The organism is Marinospirillum celere (assembly GCF_900112235.1).
In the GTDB taxonomy this organism is placed as follows: domain Bacteria; phylum Pseudomonadota; class Gammaproteobacteria; order Pseudomonadales; family Halomonadaceae; genus Marinospirillum; species Marinospirillum celere.
Genome location: NZ_FOLH01000001.1, coordinates 248052 through 267050 on the forward strand (window position 1 = coordinate 248052; position 18999 = coordinate 267050).

At 51.1% G+C, this 18999-nt stretch carries 19 protein-coding genes, 2 tRNA genes and 1 other RNA gene; 12 read left to right on the forward strand and 10 right to left on the reverse strand.

The genetic code is table 11. The features are described from left to right. Nucleotides 1–84: 84 nt before the first annotated feature. The 9 genes from dsbD to BM185_RS01270 form a co-directional block, all read right to left on the reverse strand. Nucleotides 85–1968, reverse strand: a complete 1884-nt coding sequence (dsbD, locus tag BM185_RS01230) for a protein-disulfide reductase DsbD (protein WP_091958087.1) — start codon at nucleotides 1966–1968, stop codon at nucleotides 85–87. A 118-nt stretch (nucleotides 1969–2086) separates the two neighbouring features. Next, nucleotides 2087–2163, reverse strand: a tRNA-Met gene (locus BM185_RS01235). 73 nt (nucleotides 2164–2236) lie between these two features. After that, the gene (gene ychF / locus BM185_RS01240) at nucleotides 2237–3331 is read right to left on the reverse strand and encodes a redox-regulated ATPase YchF (RefSeq protein ID WP_091958091.1); all 1095 of its coding nucleotides are present in this window, start codon (nucleotides 3329–3331) and stop codon (nucleotides 2237–2239) included. Nucleotides 3332–3349: 18 nt separating this feature from the next. Continuing rightward, entirely contained in the window at nucleotides 3350–3934 is a 585-nt protein-coding gene (pth, locus tag BM185_RS01245; RefSeq protein WP_091958093.1) for an aminoacyl-tRNA hydrolase, read from the reverse strand. A gap of 95 nt (nucleotides 3935–4029) precedes the next feature. Further along, entirely contained in the window at nucleotides 4030–4659 is a 630-nt protein-coding gene (locus BM185_RS01250; RefSeq protein ID WP_091958097.1) for a 50S ribosomal protein L25/general stress protein Ctc, read from the reverse strand. Nucleotides 4660–4757: 98 nt separating this feature from the next. Further along, nucleotides 4758–5705 carry a ribose-phosphate pyrophosphokinase gene (locus BM185_RS01255; protein WP_177203434.1) on the reverse strand — a complete coding sequence of 316 codons (948 nt, stop codon included), beginning with the start codon at nucleotides 5703–5705 and terminating at the stop codon, nucleotides 4758–4760. Between the two features lie 76 nt (nucleotides 5706–5781). Beyond that, nucleotides 5782–5856: transfer RNA gene (locus tag BM185_RS01260), tRNA-Gln, on the reverse strand. 52 nt (nucleotides 5857–5908) lie between these two features. Next, entirely contained in the window at nucleotides 5909–6241 is a 333-nt protein-coding gene (locus BM185_RS01265; protein ID WP_091958100.1) for a branched-chain amino acid transporter permease, read from the reverse strand. A 1-nt stretch (nucleotide 6242) separates the two neighbouring features. Beyond that, on the reverse strand, nucleotides 6243–6956 hold the full coding sequence (locus BM185_RS01270) for an AzlC family ABC transporter permease (protein ID WP_091958102.1): 714 nt from the start codon (nucleotides 6954–6956) through the stop codon (nucleotides 6243–6245). Nucleotides 6957–7112: 156 nt separating this feature from the next. Between BM185_RS01270 and BM185_RS01275 the strand changes: the two genes are divergently transcribed. From BM185_RS01275 to BM185_RS01295, 5 genes are read left to right on the forward strand one after another with little or no spacing between them, the layout of a single operon-like run. Beyond that, nucleotides 7113–7925, forward strand: coding sequence for an ABC transporter ATP-binding protein (locus tag BM185_RS01275; RefSeq protein ID WP_091958105.1), 813 nt, complete (start codon nucleotides 7113–7115; stop codon nucleotides 7923–7925). Between the two features lie 48 nt (nucleotides 7926–7973). Then, nucleotides 7974–8735 carry an ABC transporter substrate-binding protein gene (locus BM185_RS01280; RefSeq protein ID WP_091958108.1) on the forward strand — a complete coding sequence of 254 codons (762 nt, stop codon included), beginning with the start codon at nucleotides 7974–7976 and terminating at the stop codon, nucleotides 8733–8735. An 18-nt stretch (nucleotides 8736–8753) separates the two neighbouring features. Then, entirely contained in the window at nucleotides 8754–9431 is a 678-nt protein-coding gene (locus BM185_RS01285) for an ABC transporter permease (RefSeq protein WP_091958111.1), read from the forward strand. Beyond that, a complete protein-coding gene (locus BM185_RS01290; protein ID WP_342713662.1) occupies nucleotides 9431–10240 on the forward strand; it encodes an ABC transporter permease in 810 nt (269 codons plus the stop codon). The genes BM185_RS01285 and BM185_RS01290 overlap by 1 nt, the downstream gene beginning before the upstream one ends. A gap of 23 nt (nucleotides 10241–10263) precedes the next feature. Then, entirely contained in the window at nucleotides 10264–10743 is a 480-nt protein-coding gene (locus tag BM185_RS01295; RefSeq protein ID WP_091958114.1) for a GNAT family N-acetyltransferase, read from the forward strand. 6 nt (nucleotides 10744–10749) lie between these two features. On the opposite strand, the gene BM185_RS01300 is transcribed toward BM185_RS01295, so the two are convergent. Next, entirely contained in the window at nucleotides 10750–11511 is a 762-nt protein-coding gene (locus BM185_RS01300) for a TlyA family RNA methyltransferase (RefSeq protein WP_091958116.1), read from the reverse strand. 289 nt (nucleotides 11512–11800) lie between these two features. Here BM185_RS01300 and ffs point away from each other — a divergent pair. The 7 genes from ffs (at nucleotide 11801) to BM185_RS01335 (ending at nucleotide 18996) form a co-directional block, all read left to right on the forward strand. Beyond that, nucleotides 11801–11897, forward strand: an RNA gene (ffs, locus tag BM185_RS01305) — signal recognition particle sRNA small type. A gap of 240 nt (nucleotides 11898–12137) precedes the next feature. After that, nucleotides 12138–14360, forward strand: coding sequence for a catalase/peroxidase HPI (gene katG, locus BM185_RS01310; RefSeq protein ID WP_091958119.1), 2223 nt, complete (start codon nucleotides 12138–12140; stop codon nucleotides 14358–14360). 91 nt (nucleotides 14361–14451) lie between these two features. Continuing rightward, a complete protein-coding gene (locus BM185_RS01315) occupies nucleotides 14452–15207 on the forward strand; it encodes a 5-oxoprolinase subunit PxpA (RefSeq protein WP_091958122.1) in 756 nt (251 codons plus the stop codon). Next, nucleotides 15204–15926, forward strand: a complete 723-nt coding sequence (gene pxpB, locus BM185_RS01320; RefSeq protein ID WP_091958124.1) for a 5-oxoprolinase subunit PxpB — start codon at nucleotides 15204–15206, stop codon at nucleotides 15924–15926. Before BM185_RS01315 ends, pxpB begins: the two co-directional genes overlap by 4 nt. Beyond that, nucleotides 15923–16855: a 5-oxoprolinase subunit C family protein gene (locus BM185_RS01325; RefSeq protein WP_091958127.1), complete on the forward strand. Its 933-nt coding sequence runs from the start codon at nucleotides 15923–15925 to the stop codon at nucleotides 16853–16855. Before pxpB ends, BM185_RS01325 begins: the two co-directional genes overlap by 4 nt. A 58-nt stretch (nucleotides 16856–16913) precedes the next feature. Then, the gene (dnaX, locus tag BM185_RS01330; RefSeq protein ID WP_091958130.1) at nucleotides 16914–18638 is read left to right on the forward strand and encodes a DNA polymerase III subunit gamma/tau; all 1725 of its coding nucleotides are present in this window, start codon (nucleotides 16914–16916) and stop codon (nucleotides 18636–18638) included. Between the two features lie 25 nt (nucleotides 18639–18663). Further along, nucleotides 18664–18996, forward strand: coding sequence for a YbaB/EbfC family nucleoid-associated protein (locus BM185_RS01335; RefSeq protein WP_091958132.1), 333 nt, complete (start codon nucleotides 18664–18666; stop codon nucleotides 18994–18996). Nucleotides 18997–18999: the final 3 nt, after the last annotated feature.

Below are 18999 nucleotides of genomic sequence, written 5' to 3' on the forward strand. Positions count from 1 at the left end.
CAGCTTTGCGCTGTTTAACTTTGTTTTTTTTGTAGTTAAACGCACGTTTGAAGATTTTCTCGTCACTTAGAGCTTAAAGACAAGTTAACGACGGGCTTGATTAAAAGCCTGTAAATGAGCCTGCAGCTCTCTGGCGTTGACTTCACCCTGAATGCGCCAGTCACGCCATTCCTGGCCATTAGTGTAGAAAAGAAAACTGGGTGGCCCAAAGAGTTGCTTGGCATCCATCCACTCGCGTGTGGTGTCGGAAATACGCGTCAAATCAAACTTGATGCGTGTAACGCCCTGTAACTCCTGTTGAATTTCACTTCTTGGGAAAATGCGACTCTCCATTACTTTGCAGGAAATACACCAGTCAGCATAGAGATCAACCATTACCGGTTGTTCAGCATTTTCGATCAACTCCTGCAGTTCTTTAAGCTCGGTAATCTTAGGTGGCGCTTCTAGCTCCTGGTAGGCTTCTGTTTGGCCAAGATTGGCCAAAGGCTGTAAGGGATTGGTATTGCCTGCCAGAGCACCGATCAAGAGGCTGCCACCATAAATAATCAGTGCCAAACCCAAAGTGAGGCGTAATTTTTGCCAGTTACCGGCAACCCGAAAATTTAAGCCACCAATGAAAATCCCGGTTCCCAGTGCCAGCAGCCCCCAGACCGCAAGTACTGTCGCTGCTGGAAGCAGTCTTTCTATCAGCCAAACCGCTACAACCAGGAGTAGGAGTCCAAAGAAGGCTTTGACCTGGTTCATCCAAACCCCAGCCCTGGGAAGCCATTTGGCACCAAAGGTAGCAGCAATCATTAATGGCAAACCCATTCCCAAAGCCATAGCAAAGAGTGCCCAGGCACCGGTTAGTGCATCTTCAGTGGCGGCAATAAAGACAAGGGCTCCAGCAAGAGGGGCTGTCATACAGGGCGAAACGACCAGGGTTGAAAGAGCACCCATGCCAGCGACACCAACCAGGGTGCCACCTTTGGGTTGCTGCAAGGCTTGCAGGCGATTTTCAAGCCATAGTGGCATCCGGAACTCCCAGACTCCAAACATGGCCAAGGCCAGGCCTACAAATAAAATGGCAAAAGGAATCAGCAGCCAGGGCGATTGCAAGGCTGCCTGCAGGTTCAATCCAGCACCAAAGAGACCCATGAGGGCCCCAAGTAGGGCATAGGTGACGGCCATGCCCAGTACGTAGGCAGAGGATAATAAAAAGCCACGCATGCGACTGCCAACCTGGGGGTTGTCGCCCTTGCCAAGAATAATGGCACTTAAGATGGGCAGCATGGGCAGAACACAGGGCGTAAAAGTGAGCCCTAACCCGGCAACGAAGAAAAGGCCGAGAATCAGCCAGGTCTGGCCGGAACTCAGTACCTGGGTGAGTTGGCCGCTGCTGGTTGTGGGTGGCGCGGCCTGGCTACTTCCACTACTGGGTGCTTCCAGAGCCTGAGCGGGAGCCGAAGTGTCGAGATCGCTTAGCTTGACTTGGACTTGAGCGCGTTCTGGGGGATAGCAAAGGCCTGCATCAGCGCAGCCCTGGTAACGAAGAGTGAGGTTTAGAGTTTCGCCTGCGGCTTCACCGCTCAGGGTTCCGGCAATTAGGGCCTGGTCATAATAAACTTCAGTGATACCGAAGAATTCATCTTCGTTGGTGATGGTGGGTGAAAACAGCAGGTCAGTTAGTTGGAGTCCCTGTTCGTTATCGAGAAGGATTTCCAGCTGCTTATGATAAAGATAGTAACCAGGTTCTATATCCCAGCGTACAAAGAGCTGGCTGCCTTCAATCCAGGCTTCGGGTTTGAAAGCCTGTTCGGGGCGCAAAAATTCAGATTGTTGGGAGGAGTCACTGAACCAGGAATTGAAACGGCTCGTGCCTTTTTCAAAAAGACTGCCTGCCTGGCTGGAAGAAATTAATAACAAGCTCAGAAGCGTCAGGCTGAGCAGAAACAAAAACGTCCGTAAGGCTGTAGCGCGAAATGTCATACCTGCATCCAAGTTCAGAAAAGTCAGGCACTTGTGACCAGTGAAATTGACGGGTGTTCCCCAGTCATTGATCGAACTTTGAATAAGCTACTGGTTAGCTAAGCCTGGGAGGGAAGGCTGGTGGCTATGCCCTGATTCGAACAGGGGACCCCATCATTATGAGTGATGTGCTCTAACCAGCTGAGCTACATAGCCACTAAGCGGCGCAATAGTAAGACCGGGGCTGGAAGCTGTCAAGATTTCAGCCCCGAATGGCTACTGGGCCTGTTTAAACGTTAAAACGGTAATGCATGACATCACCATCTTTGATGATGTATTCCTTGCCTTCCAAACGCCATTTGCCAGCTTCTTTGGCACCCTGTTCACCCTTGCAGGCAACAAAGTCATCATAAGCAACCACTTCAGCGCGAATAAAACCTTTTTGGAAATCGGTGTGAATGACACCGGCACCTTCAGGTGCGGTAGCGCCTTTTTTTACAGTCCAGGCACGTACTTCCTTAACGCCTGCAGTGAAGTAGGTTTGCAGGCCCAGAAGCTCATAGCCAGCACGAATCACCCGATTCAAACCGGGTTCATCCAGCCCCATGCTCTCCAGGAACATGGCTTTTTCTTCCGGGTCATCCAGTTCTGCAATTTCAGCTTCTATTTTGTTGCAGACGGGAACCACCAGGGCATTTTCTTCTTCAGCAATTTTACGCACCACATCCAGGTGGGGGTTATTTTCAAAACCCTCTTCATTGACATTGGCAATGTACATGGTGGGCTTGAGGGTCAAAAAGCCATAGCTTTTCACCAGATGTTTTTCTTCATCAGACAGGCCAAAGCTGCGCAGGGGTTTGCCTTCTTCCAGGTGGGGCTGAACCTTTTCCAGGATAGCCTTCTGGGCAATGGCTTCTTTGTCGCCACCCTTGGCTAGGCGAACCAGCTTCTGAATGCCTTTTTCAACCGAGTCCAGGTCAGCCAGGGCCAGCTCCATATTGATAATCTCAATATCACTGGCCGGGTCAACCTGGTTGGCTACGTGAATCACATTGTCATCTTCAAAGCAGCGTACAACATGGGCAATGGCCTGGGTTTCACGAATATTGGCCAGGAATTTATTGCCCAGCCCTTCGCCCTTGGAGGCACCAGCAACCAGTCCGGCAATGTCCACAAACTCCATGGTGGTCGGCAGTACTTTTTCAGGCTTCACAATTTCTGCCAATACATCCAGGCGGGGATCGGGCATGGGCACGATGCCAGTATTGGGTTCAATGGTGCAGAAGGGGAAGTTTTCTGCATCAATGCCTGATTGAGTCAGAGCGTTGAAAAGGGTGGATTTGCCGACATTGGGTAGGCCGACGATTCCGCAATTAAAACCCATAATAGTATCCTTCGAAAGTTATTCTGCTTTAAAGCTGTGAAGTTGGTTCATCGCCTGAGTGTGCTCGCCACTGATGATTAGGCCTAGTTGGCGCTCAGTTTCTTCCACGGCCGCATTGATTTGCAGCTGCTCGTCAGAGCTGGCTTTACCCAGTACATAACCGGTCACCTTGCTGGCTTGGCCAGGATGGCCTATGCCAATTCTCAGGCGGTAAAAATCTTTGCTATTGCCAAGGGCGCTGATGGTATCACGTAAGCCATTATGGCCGCCGTGGCCACCGCCTTTTTTCAGGCGTACTACTCCGGGAGGCAAATCCAGTTCGTCATGGGCAACAAGAATTTGTTCGGGGTCCAGCTTATAAAAATTGGCTAAAGCGGAAATGGACTGGCCGCTACGGTTCATAAAGGTGGTTGGAATCAACAGGTGAACCTTGTGGCCATTAATTAAAGCCTGGGCATGCAGGCCATAAAATTTGCTGGCTTTAAGCGGGGCCTGATAGCGCTCGGCCAGAGCAGCGACCAGCCAGGCACCTGCATTGTGCCGGGTTGCAGCATACTCCGGGCCAGGGTTACCCAGTCCGACAATGAGTTGAATAGCTGACATTAAGGTGTTCCGGTCGGTAAAAGTCGCGGATCAGATGCGAAAAACCCAGGAAGCCCCGAAGGGCTCCCTGGGCTGAAGGAGCAAAAGCCCTGAAATTACTCAGCAGCTTCTTCGCCACCTTCCTCTTCTTCGGCGTCGTCTTTAGCGCCTTTCTTCGCTTGAACGCTAACCACGCCTGTGTCGCCACCATGGGCCAGGGCAGTGATTTTAACACCTTCGGGCAGTTCCAGGTCGGACAGGTGAATGGTTTGACCCAGTTCAACCTTGCTCAGGTCGATATCAATGGACTGAGGCAGGTTCTGAGGCAGAGCGCTAACTTCAACTTCATTCAGCAGGTGCTGAATTTTGCCGCCCTGCTGCTTGACGCCAACGCAAACTTCTTCGTTTAGGAAGTGCAGAGGGACCAGAACGCTGACTTCGTGCTCAGAGTCAACGCGCTGGAAGTCGATGTGCTGAACCAGAGGTTTGAAGGGGTGACGCTGCATGTCCTTCATGATGACCTGCTGCTTCTTGCCGTCGATTTCCAGGTTCAGGATAGAAGTGTAGATGGCTTCTTCAGTTTCCAGAACGCGGTAGAACTCACGCTGCTCAACGGCGATGGGCAGGGGTGCTTCTTCACCACCGTAAACGATCGCAGGAATATACTGCTTGGCGCGACGAAGGCGGCGGCTCGCACTCGTACCCAGTTCGTTGCGTGCAGTAGCTTTAAAATCAAATTGTGTCATTTTATTTGTCCTCATGGACGTTCATTTAAATACAAACACCAGGTGCCCGCGACCAGGCAGTCTGGTGTTCAGGTTATTCCCCGCAGGGATTCTTTTGCTCAGCTTCTAAACATAGAGCTGATGGATTCTTCATTGCTTACACGGCGAACTGCTTCAGCCAGTAGGCCGGAAACTGTCAGCTGACGAATTTTTCCTGAATCTATTGCTGTTGCTGTCAGAGGAATGGTGTCGGTGACAACCAGTTCATCTAGCATGGAGTTGGCCAGATTATTCAAAGCAGCGCCAGAAAGAACGGCGTGAGTTGAATAGGCAACAACCCGTTTGGCACCACGCTTTTTAAGCGCTTCGGCGGCCTTGCAAAGGGTGCCTGCAGTATCAACCATATCGTCAACCAGGATACAGGTACGGTTTTCGATGTCACCAATAATATGCATGACCTGTGACTGGTTGGCTTGAGGACGACGTTTATCAATAATCGCCAGGTCAGTGTCATTTAGCTCTTTGGCAATAGCGCGGGCACGAACTACGCCGCCGACATCAGGTGATACCACGACCATGTCATCGTAATTCTGGCGTTCAATATCATCCAGAAGAACAGGGGAGCCATAGATGTTGTCAACCGGGACATCGAAGAAGCCCTGAATCTGATCAGCATGCAGATCCATGGTCATCACTCGGTTTACGCCAGCAGCGACCATCATATCAGCGACCAGTTTGGCCGAGATGGGAACCCGTGAAGAGCGTACGCGACGGTCTTGACGTGCATAACCAAAATAAGGAATAACGGCTGTAATACGATGGGCTGAAGCACGACGCAGAGCATCAACCATGAGCACCAGTTCCATCAGGTGGTCATTGGTTGGAGCACAGGTTGACTGGATAACAAAAACATCTTTACCGCGAACGTTTTCATTGATTTCTATAGCAATTTCGCCGTCGCTGAATTGGCCGATTGTTGCATCGCCCATTCGAATATCAAGACATTCAACAACCTTACGCGCCAGTTCCGGGTTGGCATTGCCCGAAAAGACCATCAAGTTAGACACGGATTCACCCTAATGCAGAGGTTTCGTGAAGAAAAGGGCAGTCAAGTGACTGCCCTGAGGAAAAGCGGTTTGAGAATGGCTGGGGTGGGAGGATTCGAACCCCCGCATGGCTGGACCAAAACCAGCTGCCTTACCGCTTGGCGACACCCCAATCTCAATGGCTGCGCATTATAAACAAGGAATATTTGTTTGTGAAGCCCTGATCAGAGAAAGCTCTGTTGGATCAACATATAGCAAGCAGTGCCGGCCAGCATTGACAAGAGAGCGTTGCGTTTCCACAGATGAAGGGCAACAACCAGGCCTGCCGGAATCAATGCATCCAGGCCTAGAATAGGCTGCTGCCAGTGCCCTGATTGCAAAAGAAAAATCACCACTAGCAGCGCCATGATGCCAGCGGGAAGATAGCGTCCCAGATGCTGGACCAGAGGGTGATGACTCTGTTTGCCCAGAAAAGCAAAGGGTAAAAGCCGCGTCGTTAGAGTTGCTGCTGCAGCCACCAAAATAAAGCTGATTAAATAGAAGTCTTCGCTGGCCATGCTAGAGATCCTGACTGCTGTTGATATAAAGGTGTTTGCGAGCCGGGTACTGCCAGAAAAGAGCAAGACAGACCAGGAAGATGGCAATCAGCAGCTGCTGGCTTTGGGGGAAAATAAACACCGCAACCAAGGCTGACAGGATACCGGCCCAAATTGGAAAAGGAGACTGCAAGGCTTTGTACTGTTCAATGCACAGCACGATAAAGAGAGCGACCAGAGCAAACTCAATTCCTGTGGCATCAAAAACAACGGCTTGCCCCAACCAGGCACCCAGAGCACTGCCCAGTATCCAGTAGCTTTGATTCATCAGGGTGATTTGGAAATCCACTCGTTGCTCATGCTGGCGGTCCTGTGTGCGAGAACGGCTGGTCAGGAGTGAATAGGTTTCATCAGTCAGGCCGAAAATCAAATAGGGTTTGCGCCAGCCTGCTCCTTTAAAAGCTTCCAGCAGCGAAAGTCCATAGAAAACATGCCGGGCATTCAAAACCAGCATGGCGATAAAGACTTCGATCAAACCGGTTTGGCTTAATAGCAGGCTGACTGCCAGTAGCTGTGCTGCTCCGGCATAGACCAGAAGGCTCATCAGGGGAGCAAGCCACCAGGCGTAATCAAGCTGGGTGCTGAAGACGACACCAAAGGCCATGCCCAGGGGGACATAACCAAAAAAAACGGGTAGGGAAAGTTTAAAAGAACTAAGAGTTCCCGGTGGCTGCATAAGAAGACTCCATTTAACTGAGCAGGGGATTCTAGCAAACTCTGAAGGTTCTCAGCATAAATTAACCCTGTTCAGCGAAAATACAGTCAGTTAAACTAAGATGTCATACAAACATCAAACTTCTGCCCATAAGGCAGCCATAACCAAGACCGCGAGATGATCCCCGCACCTGAATCCACTACAACTGACACTTCTGACAAAACGCCGGCCCTTGAGGTTGAAGATCTGCACAAATACTTTGGCGACCAAGAGGTCCTCAAGGGTATTAGTTTCACTGCACATCAAGGCGATGTAATTTCAATTTTAGGTTCCAGTGGATCGGGAAAATCCACCCTGCTGCGCTGCTTGAATCTGCTTGAAAAACCCAGCCGAGGCCAGCTGCATCTGGCCGGTGAAAAGCTGGAATTGAAAACGGGGCGCTCAGGTGACTTGGAGGCCGTTAAACGCCAACAGTTAGAAGCCTTCAGGGCCCGCATGGGGTTTGTCTTCCAAAATTTTAATCTCTGGCCGCATTTAAGTCTTTTGGACAATGTTGCCTTGGCACCCGCCCAGGTTTTAGGTAAAAGCAAAAAGCAGGCGCGTGAAGAGGCTGCTGCCCTACTTGAAAAAGTGGGCTTGGGCGGCAAGAAAGATACCTATCCTTTGCAGCTGTCAGGTGGACAACAACAAAGGGTGGCTATTGCCCGTACGCTGGCTATGGAGCCCAAGCTACTTTTGTTTGACGAGCCCACCTCAGCTCTGGACCCGGAATTGGTTAACGAAGTTCTGGGTGTAATGCGTGGTCTGGCTAAAGAAGGGCGCACTATGCTGATAGTGACCCATGAAATGCGTTTTGCCCGTGATGTTTCTTCCCAGGTCATGTTTTTGCATCAAGGGCGTATTGAAGAGATGGCCTCGCCAGAAGAATTTTTTACCAACCCGCGTTCAACCCGCTGCCGTGAGTTTTTATCCAGCCACCTTGCCGGCTGAAAAGACAGGCAGTTTCTCAAGCAAAATAACCCCAAGAGGAAAAATCCGATGAAAACCCCTCAACGTTTCTTGGCTGGGCTAACCCTGGCTTTGTTTGCTAGCTTGGTTTCCGGCAGTTTGTTGGCAGAGAAGCTGCGCATTGCTACTGAAGGCGCCTATGCCCCTTTTAACTTTGTGGATAGCAGTGGCAATTTACAAGGCTTTGATGTTGATATTGCCAAGGCGCTTTGTGCAGAAATGGGCGTCGAATGTGAACTGGTTTCCCAGGATTGGGATGGCATTATTCCTGGCCTGCGTGCGCGTCGCTATGATGCCATTATTGCTTCTATGTCGATCACTCCTGAGCGCGCGCGAGTGGTTGCTTTTACTGAACCCTACTACTCAAACGTTCTGGCTTTCATTGGTCCTAAAGGCCAGGAAATGGCAACAGATGCCGAGAGCCTGAAGGGCAAAACCCTGGGTGCTCAGCGAGCCACTATTGCTGGCCAATATTTGGAAGATGAACTGGGTCGTCATGTTAATGTGCGTCTTTATGACACTCAGGACAATGCCTACCTGGACTTGGCTTCCGGCCGTCTGGATGGCATGGTTTCTGACAAGTTTCCTGCCTATGACTGGCTGCAAACTGATGCCGGCGCTAACTTTGAGTTCAAGGGTGAAGATATCGATATTGACGACAAAATCGCTATTGCTGTTCGTCGTAATGACCAAGAACTTAAAGAACGTTTCAATCAGGCTATCCAGGCCATTGTTGATTCAGGTGTTTATGCCGAAATCAACGAGAAGTACTTTCCTTTTTCCATCTACTAGTCTGGCCTGAAGCTGATTATGGATTTACATGGTTTTGGGCACCTGCTGCTAGCGGGAACCTGGGTCACCCTTAAACTGGCTTTTGTCAGCTTGTTTTTTGGGTTGGTCCTGGGGCTGTTAGGAGCGCTTGCCAAGCGCTCCTCTCTGGCTCCTCTACGCTGGCTGGCAACCACTTATACAACCTTGATGCGGGGTTTGCCAGAGTTGTTGTTGGTACTGATCATCTATTTTGGTACCACTGAGCTTTTGCTACACCTGTTTGATATTTACGTTGAGGTGAGTGCCTTTGCAGCAGGTGTTGCTGCACTCTCGATTGCCTTTGGGGCCTATGCAACTGAAGTCTTTCGTGGTGCGCTTCAAGAATTGCCCAAGGGCCAAATAGAAGCAGCTCAGGCTTTGGGAATGAAGCCTTTTAAGATCTTCTGGTTGGTGATGTTGCCACAGCTTTGGCGTTTGGCCTTGCCCGGCCTGGGCAATTTGTTCCTGGTGCTGCTAAAAGATACCGCCCTGGTCTCAGTGATTGGCCTTAATGATTTGATGCGCCAAGCTTATGTGGCTGCAGGCTTCACCAAACTGCCCTTTACCTTTTACATGGCTGCTGCAGGTATTTACCTGGTGTTAACCATTATCTTTATGCAGCTTCTGCGCTTGATGGAACAGCGTGCTAACCGGGGTTACCTTGAGGGAGGCCGCTGATGGATTGGATTTACGATTTATCCACCTGGTTGCAGGGAATGACGGCAGGCGCTGAACCCTGGAACTCCTATGCCCGTTATTTACCTCAGCTCTTGCAGGGTGTTTGGGTTACCCTCCAATTGGTGGTGCTCTCTGGTGTGGTTGGCATTCTTTTGGCGGTTCCCTTGGCGCTTATGCGGGTCTCCAAAAATCCTTGGATCTGGGTGCTGCCCTACTGCTATATCTTCTTTTTTCGCGGCACGCCGCTGCTGGTGCAGATCTTCCTGGTCTACTATGGTCTTTCGCAATTCGAGGCCCTGCGCGAAATGGGCTGGATTTGGGATAGCGTGCTTTCTCAGGCCTATTGGTGCGCGATTATCACCTTTAGCCTGCATACCGCTGCCTATATTGCTGAGCTTTTTAGAGGAGCCATTCAATCAGTTCCCAAAGGCGAGATCGAAGCGGCAATGGCTTTGGGGCTGTCACGCCGACAGCAATATAAAAAAGTGATTCTGCCCCGCGCCTTTGGCATGATTCTGCCAGCTTATGGCAATGAAGTGATTCTGATGCTGAAAGGCAGCGCTCTGGCATCAACGATTACTCTATTGGATCTAATGGGGGCCACTCGTAATGTCATTGCTCGCACCTATATGAACCTGGAGTTTTTCCTACTGGCAGGCGTGCTTTATCTGTTAATTGCTGCTGTCTTTATCGGTTTCTTTCGTTTATTGGAAAACTGGTTTAATGCCCATCAGCATGCGACCCACTTATCAACGAGACAGCTTGATGTTCAGGTACAGGATGAACATCTCAAAGACACAGCTCGTTAACTGTTTTAATTAAAGGAACACTGATGTTTGATATCTTCCAAGCAGACTTAAGCCAGGCTCATCAGGCGCAAGCCCTGGTTGACCTGATGGATGAATATGCGCGTCACCCCATGGGGCAGGGCAAGCCCCTGGATGCAGCAATCAAGCAGCAGCTACCCCAGGCTTTGCAGGCTAGGACAGATAGCTTTCACGTCTTGGCTTTTGATGGCCAGCGGCCCGTTGGCCTGGTGAATTGTTTTGAAGGCTTCTCGACTTTTGCCTGTAAGCCACTAGTGAATATTCATGATGTGATTATCACCGCAGCTTATCGGGGACAGGGGCTGACCCGCCAGCTGTTTGCCAAGGTTGAAGAGCTTGCCCGTGAGCGGGGTTGCTGTAAGCTGACCCTGGAAGTTTTGGAGGGTAACCAGCAAGCCAAAAAAGCCTATCAGGCCCTGGGCTTTGCGGGCTATCAGTTGGACCCTGAAATGGGCCAGGCGCTCTTCTGGGAAAAGAAGCTGTAATGGGTGTTAGCTTCTTTTCTGGGCAGCCACCAGAAATTCCTGGTTGCCATCACCACCCTTGATAGGGCTGGTAATCCAGGTTTTTACTTCCAGGCCCAACTCTTCTAGCTGGCTACAGATTTTTTGCTCGACTTCTTTATAGAGTGAAGGGTCACGCACGATTCCTTTTTTGCCTACCTTTTCTTTACCTACCTCAAACTGAGGTTTAACCAAACTCATCAGCCAGCCTCCTTCTTTGAGTAAGACGGGCAGCTGGGGGAGGATCAGGGTTTGGGATATAAAAGAAACATCCATCACCAGTAAGTCATAAAGGGCAGGAAACCCTTGGTCACTTAAATGGGTTGGCTCCAGATAGCGGGCGTTTACTTTTTCCAGGCAAGTAATACGCTGGTCATCCTTAAGGCTTGGGTGCAGCTGCTGTTGGCCGACATCCAGGCCAACAACCTGGCTTGCTCCAGCCTGAAGCACACAGTCGGTAAACCCACCCGTAGACTGGCCAATATCTAATACCTGCCAGCCGCTGATATCCAAACCCGTTTTTAGCAGTAAGGCCTCCAATTTCAAAGCACCCCGGGCAACATAACGATCTTCATCACTAGGCGTTACCTCCAAGCGGCTGTCTTCCGGTAATTTTAAACCTGGCTTGCTCACCGACTGCCAATCACCGTTTTTGAATAGACGAACCCGGCCCTTTTCCAGCATCTGCTGAGCTTGAGTGCGAGTGGAGGCCAGTTGTTGGGTGACCAGGAGGAGATCAAGGCGCTGCATAAATAAAGTAACCTCTGATTAACTATTGCGCTTGGTGATGCTGCGTTAATATTGCTCTCAAAATGCTCATTTACCCCTTGTAAACTCCGCTTTTTCGATCAATCTTGCCTTGCCTGACCTGCGCTCATAACGTTGATCAGAGGCTACTTATGTCATGTTATTTTGCAGTATACCCCAGCAAGCCCTTGTATTGGCTTTAAAATTGTCTGCTTCTCTTGCCTGGAAGCCAAGTGGCTGGTAGTATGCGTCCCGCAGTTAAGGATTCTACTTGCTGTTTTGTGGTGGCCCCTGTTGGTCCTCCCGCAACACGAAATCATGAACCCCGCCAGGCCCGGAAGGGAGCAACGGTAGTGATGGATGTGTGTGCCGGGATGTGGCTGGCAGGGGCCATCTCCATTTCTGGCCTTCGATTTTCCCGCTTGTCTTTAATACTTCCTGTTGTTTTCCAGCCTGTCAGTTTGTTTATAAATTGATTTCTATCAGCAAATGCAAAATCCCAATCGCTTCGATGCAAGAGTTCAATTGTGTAGTTTCCTCAAAGTCTTCTATAACTATGACTAGTACTTGAAAGAAGTTGGAAATTTTTTTCGTTGCTTTGACAACACTAGAGGCGTAAGGAGTAGAGCATGAGCAATAATAATCAAGCTGCAGGCAAGTGTCCCGTTATGCATGGCAGCCGTACCAAGCGTTCGGGCGGTGGTGGTGGTGCCCAGGATTGGTGGCCGGAACAGTTGAACCTCAGCATCCTGCATCAACACACTCCCGTATCTGACCCCATGGGTGGGGATTTTGACTATTCTGAAGAATTCAAAAAACTGGACCTGAAAGCGGTTAAGAAAGATCTGACCGAGGCTATGACGGACTCCAAAGACTGGTGGCCGGCTGACTATGGTCACTATGGTCCCTTTATGATCCGTATGGCTTGGCACGCTGCGGGTACTTATCGTACAGCGGATGGCCGCGGTGGTGCGGCGACCGGTAACCAGCGTTTTGCACCTATTAACTCCTGGCCAGATAACGGCAACCTGGATAAAGCCCGTCGCCTGCTTTGGCCGGTGAAGAAAAAGTATGGCAACAAGCTTTCCTGGGCGGATCTTTACATCCTGGCGGGTAATGTTGCTCTGGAATCCATGGGCTTTAAAACCTTTGGTTTCGGTGGTGGCCGTAAAGATATTTGGGCACCTGAGGAAGATGTTTACTGGGGTGCTGAAAAAGAATGGCTGGCAACCAGTGATAAGCCCAATAGCCGTTATTCAGGTGACCGTGAACTGGAAAACCCACTGGCTGCAGTACAGATGGGTTTGATCTATGTGAATCCTGAGGGCCCGGATGGGCACCCTGATCCTCTGGCATCTGCCAAGGATATTCGTGAAACCTTCGCGCGCATGGCAATGAATGACTATGAAACCGTCGCCTTGACTGCGGGTGGTCACACTTTCGGTAAAGCACATGGTGCTGGTGATGCGGATCTGGTTGGTCCTGAGCCTGAAGCTGCTCCCATTGAAGAAATGGGTTTTGGCTGGAAGAGCAAGCATGGTAGCGGTAAAGGACGCGACACCATTACCAGTGGTATTGAGGGGGCTTGGACACCAACCCCCACAACCTGGGACATGAGCTACTTCGATGTTCTTCTGGGTTATGACTGGGAACTATCCAAGAGCCCTGCAGGTGCCAATCAGTGGGTGCCTAAAAACCTGGCGGATAAGGATCATGCACCTGACGCTGAGGATGCCAAGCAGAAGGTGGGCATTATGATGACCACAGCTGATATGGCAATGCGTGAAGATCCTGAATATCGCAAGATCTCTGAACACTTCCACAAAAATCCAGAAGAGTTTGCTGAGGCCTTTGCTCGCGCTTGGTTTAAGCTGACTCACCGGGATATGGGGCCAAAACCGCTTTATCTGGGTCCAGAAGTGCCCCAGGAAGACCTGATTTGGCAAGACCCTGTTCCTGCAGTTGATCACGTGCTGATTGATAAACAGGATGAAAAAGCGCTCAAGCAGAAGGTTCTTGCATCTGGGCTCTCCGTTCAGGAGCTGGTTGCCACGGCTTGGTGCTCAGCGTCTACTTTCCGTGGTTCAGACAAGCGTGGTGGTGCCAATGGTGCCCGCATTCGCCTGGCGCCTCAGAAGGATTGGGAGGCCAATGAACCTGGACAGCTCACCAAGGTGTTGAAGGTTCTGGAAGGCATTCAGAGCGACTTTAATGCTGCCCAGTACGGTAACAAGAAGGTCTCTCTGGCTGATTTGATTGTGTTGGGTGGTGCTGCAGCCATCGAGAAAGCGGCAGCCGATGCCGGCTTCCCGGTTGAAGTGCCTTTCGAACCAGGCCGTACCGATGCTACAGATGAGCAGACAGACGCTGAGTCCTTTGATCCACTCAAGCCTGAAGCGGATGGCTTCCGTAACTATCGTCGTACTAAGTTTACGGTTTCCGATGAAGAAATGCTGGTTGATAAGGCACAGCTGCTGGGCTTAAGTGCTCCCGAAATGACCGTTCTAGTGGGGGGTATGCGTGCTCTGGGTGCCAATCAGGGCGGCTCCAAGCATGGGGTGTTTACTGATAAGCCCGGTACCCTGAGTAACGATTTCTTTGTTAACCTTACCGATATGGGTATTGAGTGGCAGCCTTCTGCTCAAGACGAAGATGTCTTTGAAGGCTGTGAACGTGGCACTGGCAAGGTGAAGTGGACAGGCACGCGGGTTGACCTGGTGTTTGGTTCCAATTCTCAATTGCGTGCTCTGGCTGAGGCCTATGCTCAGGATGATGCTCAGTGGAAGTTCGTTAAAGACTTTGTCGATGCTTGGAACAAGGTAATGAATGCGGATCGTTTTGATCTGGCCTGATTCAGGTAATCACTAAGTCGTTAAGCTAAATGACAGCGGCATTCCACGAGGAGTGCCGCTGTTTTTTTATGATCGGGTTTTGGAGGAAGGCATGGCTTTTTTAAAGCTCAATGCGGATATGGGGGAAAGCTTTGGTGCCTGGGTGATGGGGCAGGATGACAAGGTGATGCCCTTTGTGGACTTGGCTAATATCGCCTGTGGTTTCCATGCCTCTGACCCTCAGGTGATGCGTAAAACCGTGCGCCTGGCCAAGCAACACGGGGTGCAGGTCGGTGCTCATCCTTCCTATCCGGATTTGGTGGGTTTCGGGCGTCGCTCCCTGGCTTGTAGTCCAGAAGAAATTGAAAACCTGGTGCTTTATCAGGTGGGTGCTCTTCACGCTTTTTGTCAGGCAGAGGGTGTTTCCTTGGCTTATATCAAACCCCATGGCGCGCTTTATAACGACATGGTTCGTGATCCTCAGATTTTTATGGCCGTTTTGAAGGCCGTTCGTGCCTGGGATCAGGATTTGCCATTAATGACCTTGGCGACTCGGGATACTTCCCAAGCCAGTGCCCTGGCAGAGGAGGCCGGGGTGACTCTTTGGTTTGAGGCCTTTGCAGATCGGGCCTATGATGCTGAGGGCTTTTTGGTTTCCCGCAGGGAGCCCGGAGCCGTTCACCAGGATGCCGATAAGATTCTTGCACAAGCACGCTGCCTGACCTTGGGTGAACCCCTGACCACTTTGGATGGAAGTTCCTTGACTTTGGCCGCTGATACCCTCTGTGTGCATGGTGACAATGATGAATCCATTGCAGCAGTCAAAGCGATACGCCAACTTTTGGATGATTTGGAAGAGCAAGCATGAGCCAGGGGTTTTTGCCAAGGATAGAGGCCTCAGGTCTGGATGCCTGGATGCTGCGTCTGTTTGATCAAATTGATGAAAGCAATCTAGCCTGGTTAACGGCCCTGACTCGCCAATGTGAGCAGCAATTGGGCTCTGCTCTGGTTGATCTGGTGCCTTCCTACACCACCTTGCTCGTGGTTTTTGATCCTTTGCAAATGGATCCTGATCAGGCCTACCAGCAACTTCATCAGCTCCTGGAAAACTTGCAACCAGATTCAGCTGCCATCCAGGGGCGCTTGCATGAATTACCTACCTGGTATGACGAATCCGTAGGCCCTGATTTGAAGCGCGTTGCTGATAAAACCGGGAAAACTCTGGAAGAAGTGGTTGCGCTCCATACGGGCACTGAATATCAGGTTTTTGCCCTGGGTTTTGCACCAGGGTTTGCTTTTATGGGCTTGGTTGCTCCTGATCTTGAATGCCCGCGTTTGGATACACCCAGGCAGCGGGTGCCTGCTGGGAGTGTGGCCTTGACCGGACGTCAGACAGCGGCCTATCCGGCGGTAACTCCGGGAGGTTGGAATTTGATTGGGCGTACCTCGGCTTCTTTATTCGATCCGCAGCGAGAAGAGTTCAGCCTTCTACAGGTTGGCGATAGAGTGCGTTTTTTGGCCGTAGACCGTCAGACCTTTGTTTCTGAAGGCGGCGACCCTGCACCTGCCGAGGTGGAGTCCTTATGATTTCAAAAGGCTTCAAGGTTCTGCAGGCAGGCCCTTTGGCGCTCTTGCAGGATGCAGGGCGCTTTGGTGTCAGGCGACAAGGAGTGACTCAGGGTGGCCCGGCTGATCTGCATGCCTGGGCTTGGGCTAATTGGCTGGTTGGCAATCCCTGGGGAACGGCTGCCCTGGAAATAACATTGGGTGGTTTATCCCTGCAAGCAGAGACGCAGATGACAGTGGCTGTTGCTGGGGCTGATTTAGCGGCTACTCTGGATGATCAGCCTCTACCTCTTTGGCAAACGCTAAGGCTTGAAGCCGGTCAAAAATTACATTTCAAGCAGCCTGTTCAAGGCTTGCGTGCCTACTTGGCCGTTGCTGGTGGCTGGGCTGCCAAGCCTGTTTTGGGCAGTGTGGCGACCGTGGTCAGAGAGGGTTTGGGTGGTTTTGATGGTCAGGGTAAACGCCTGGAAACAGGTGACTGCTTGCCCATTCAATCAGCCAAACAGCCCTTTGAGCAACGCCAAGTAGATGCCAGTCAGCGTCCTGATTATTCTGGATTACAACGACTGCAAGTATTGCCCGGAGCGCAAATTGCTGAGTTTCATGGTCGCAGCCTGTTTGATGCTTTTAACCAAGAGTGGACGCTGGATCAAAGGGCTGATCGTATGGGAGTCCGGTTACTGGGACCTCGCCTGACTTGCCGGTTGGGCGCGATGGTTTCTGAGGGAATTTCTTTGGGAACTGTGCAAGTACCTCCTGATGGTCAGCCGCTGGTTCTGCTCAATGATCGCCAAACCATTGGTGGCTATCCGCGTTTGGGAAATCTGACGCCTTTGGCTGCTTCGCGCTTGGCCCAATGCCTTCCAGGGCAAAAGGTGCGTTTCCAGGCTCAGGGTCGAGGGGCAGCCTTGCGTGAATATCAGGCATTTCGTTTTTCAGTTCTGGGTTAGCTTCGTGTTATCCTAGGCCCTTTAATTCATCTTTTTTGAGCGGTCCCGGAACCTATCCATGAGCTATCAGGTGCTGGCGCGTAAATGGCGTCCCAAGAATTTCCATGAATTAATCGGCCAGGATCACGTTAGTAAAGCGCTGATTAATGCTCTGGATACCGATCGCCTGCATCATGCCTACTTGTTTACCGGCACGCGGGGTGTGGGTAAAACAACCCTGGCACGGATTCTTGCCAAGTGTCTGAATTGTGATGAAGGCATTACCAGTCAGCCTTGTGGGGTTTGCTCTTCCTGCCTGGAAATAGATGCAGGTCGCTTTGTTGATTTGATCGAAGTGGACGCAGCCAGCCGAACCAAAGTGGAAGACACCCGGGAGCTTTTGGACAATGTTCAATACTCCCCCAGTCGGGGCCGCTTTAAGGTCTATCTGATTGACGAAGTGCACATGCTGTCTACGCATAGTTTCAATGCACTACTGAAAACCTTGGAAGAGCCACCGCCCCATGTGAAGTTTCTGCTGGCAACGACTGATCCGCAAAAACTTCCGGTTACCGTTTTATCGCGTTGCTTGCAGTTCCAGCTTAAAAATATGCCACCTGAGCGAGTGGTTGAACACTTGCAGAATATTCTTCAGCAGGAAGGCGTAAGCTTTGAAGAGGCTGCTCTCTGGTTGCTGGGGCGGGCTGCGGATGGTTCTATGCGTGATGCTTTAAGTTTGACCGACCAGGCAGTAGCCTATGGCCAAGGTCAATTGCAAGCCGCTCAGGTTGCGGAAATGCTGGGTGTTCTGGATCACCGGCATATCTTTGATTTACTGGAAGCACTGATTGCGCAGGATGCCCAGCGATTAATGCAGGTGGTTGCCGGCTTAGCTGAACAGGCACCAGATTTCGCGGCGGTGCTTCAGGAGCTGTCCAGTCAATTGCATCGTTTGACTTTGGCTCAGGTCGTGCCTGAAGCCCTGCCTGCAGATACTCTGCAGCGTGAACAGCTGCTGACTCTGGCCAATCAAGCATCAGCGGAAGAAATCCAGCTCTTCTACCAGGTGGCGATTGAAGGCAGGCGAGATCTTTCCCTGGCACCTGATCCACGCACAGGTTTGGAGATGACCTTGCTGCGGATGCTGGCTTTCAGACCCTTGGGTGTTCCTGAGTTACCGGAACAGGACCTGAGTGCACCGCCCCCAAAGTCGCCACCCCCTGAAACTGCTGTGGCCGCTGAGCCCAGTGTTCAGGGGGAGGAAGCAGTCCTAGCCACTCAGCAGCAGGAACAAGAACCTGCTCCCTGGGAAGACAACCCAGTGGTGGAAGAGCATCCAGAAGCCCCAGTGCTGACCGAGGCTTCAGAGCCTTCGGCCTCACCGGAAGCTTTGCGCAATAATGAGGATTGGCTAGCGCTTTTCCCAGCCTTGGAGCTAAGTGGCTATTCCGGCTCTCAGGCCCGCAATCTTTGCTTGGAAAAGCGGGAGGGTGAACGTTTGGTCTTTGTTGCCAGTCCCCAGGCCATGTCTCTGGTGGATGCTGGTTTTAAGCAGTTGCTGCAAGAGCGCTTGATGCAGTTGCTCGGCTTTGAGCCCCAGTTGGTTTTTGAGGCCAGAGAAAATCTTGCTTTGGATAACATCGGTCAGCGCCGTGAACGACTACGCTATGAAGAACAGCAAGCGGTTTTCCAGCAATTGGATCAGCATCCCCAGGTGCAAGAACTGAAACGTCATTTTGGCGCCCAACTTGATCCGGGCAGCGTTGTCTCAGCAGCAGCTTTGCAGGAAAATAGACAACATTGAATTTAACAGATACAGGAGACAGAAAATGTTTAAAGGTATGGGTGATATGGGCAATATGATGAAGCAAGCCCAGGAAATGCAGGAAAAAATGCAAAAGCTGCAAGAAGAAGCAGCCAATGCTACGGCAACCGGCGAATCCGGAGCAGGTATGGTCAAGGTCACTATGACTGGGCGCCATGATGTTCGTAAAGTGGAGTTGGACCCTTCCTTGATGGAAGAAGACAAGGAAATGTTGGAAGATCTGCTTGCTGCTGCGGTCAATGATGCTGTGCGCAAAGTCGAGCAAGCCAGCCAGGAAAAAATGAAAGAGCTGACGGCAGGTATTCCCTTGCCGCCTGGCTTCAAAATGCCGTTTTAAGAC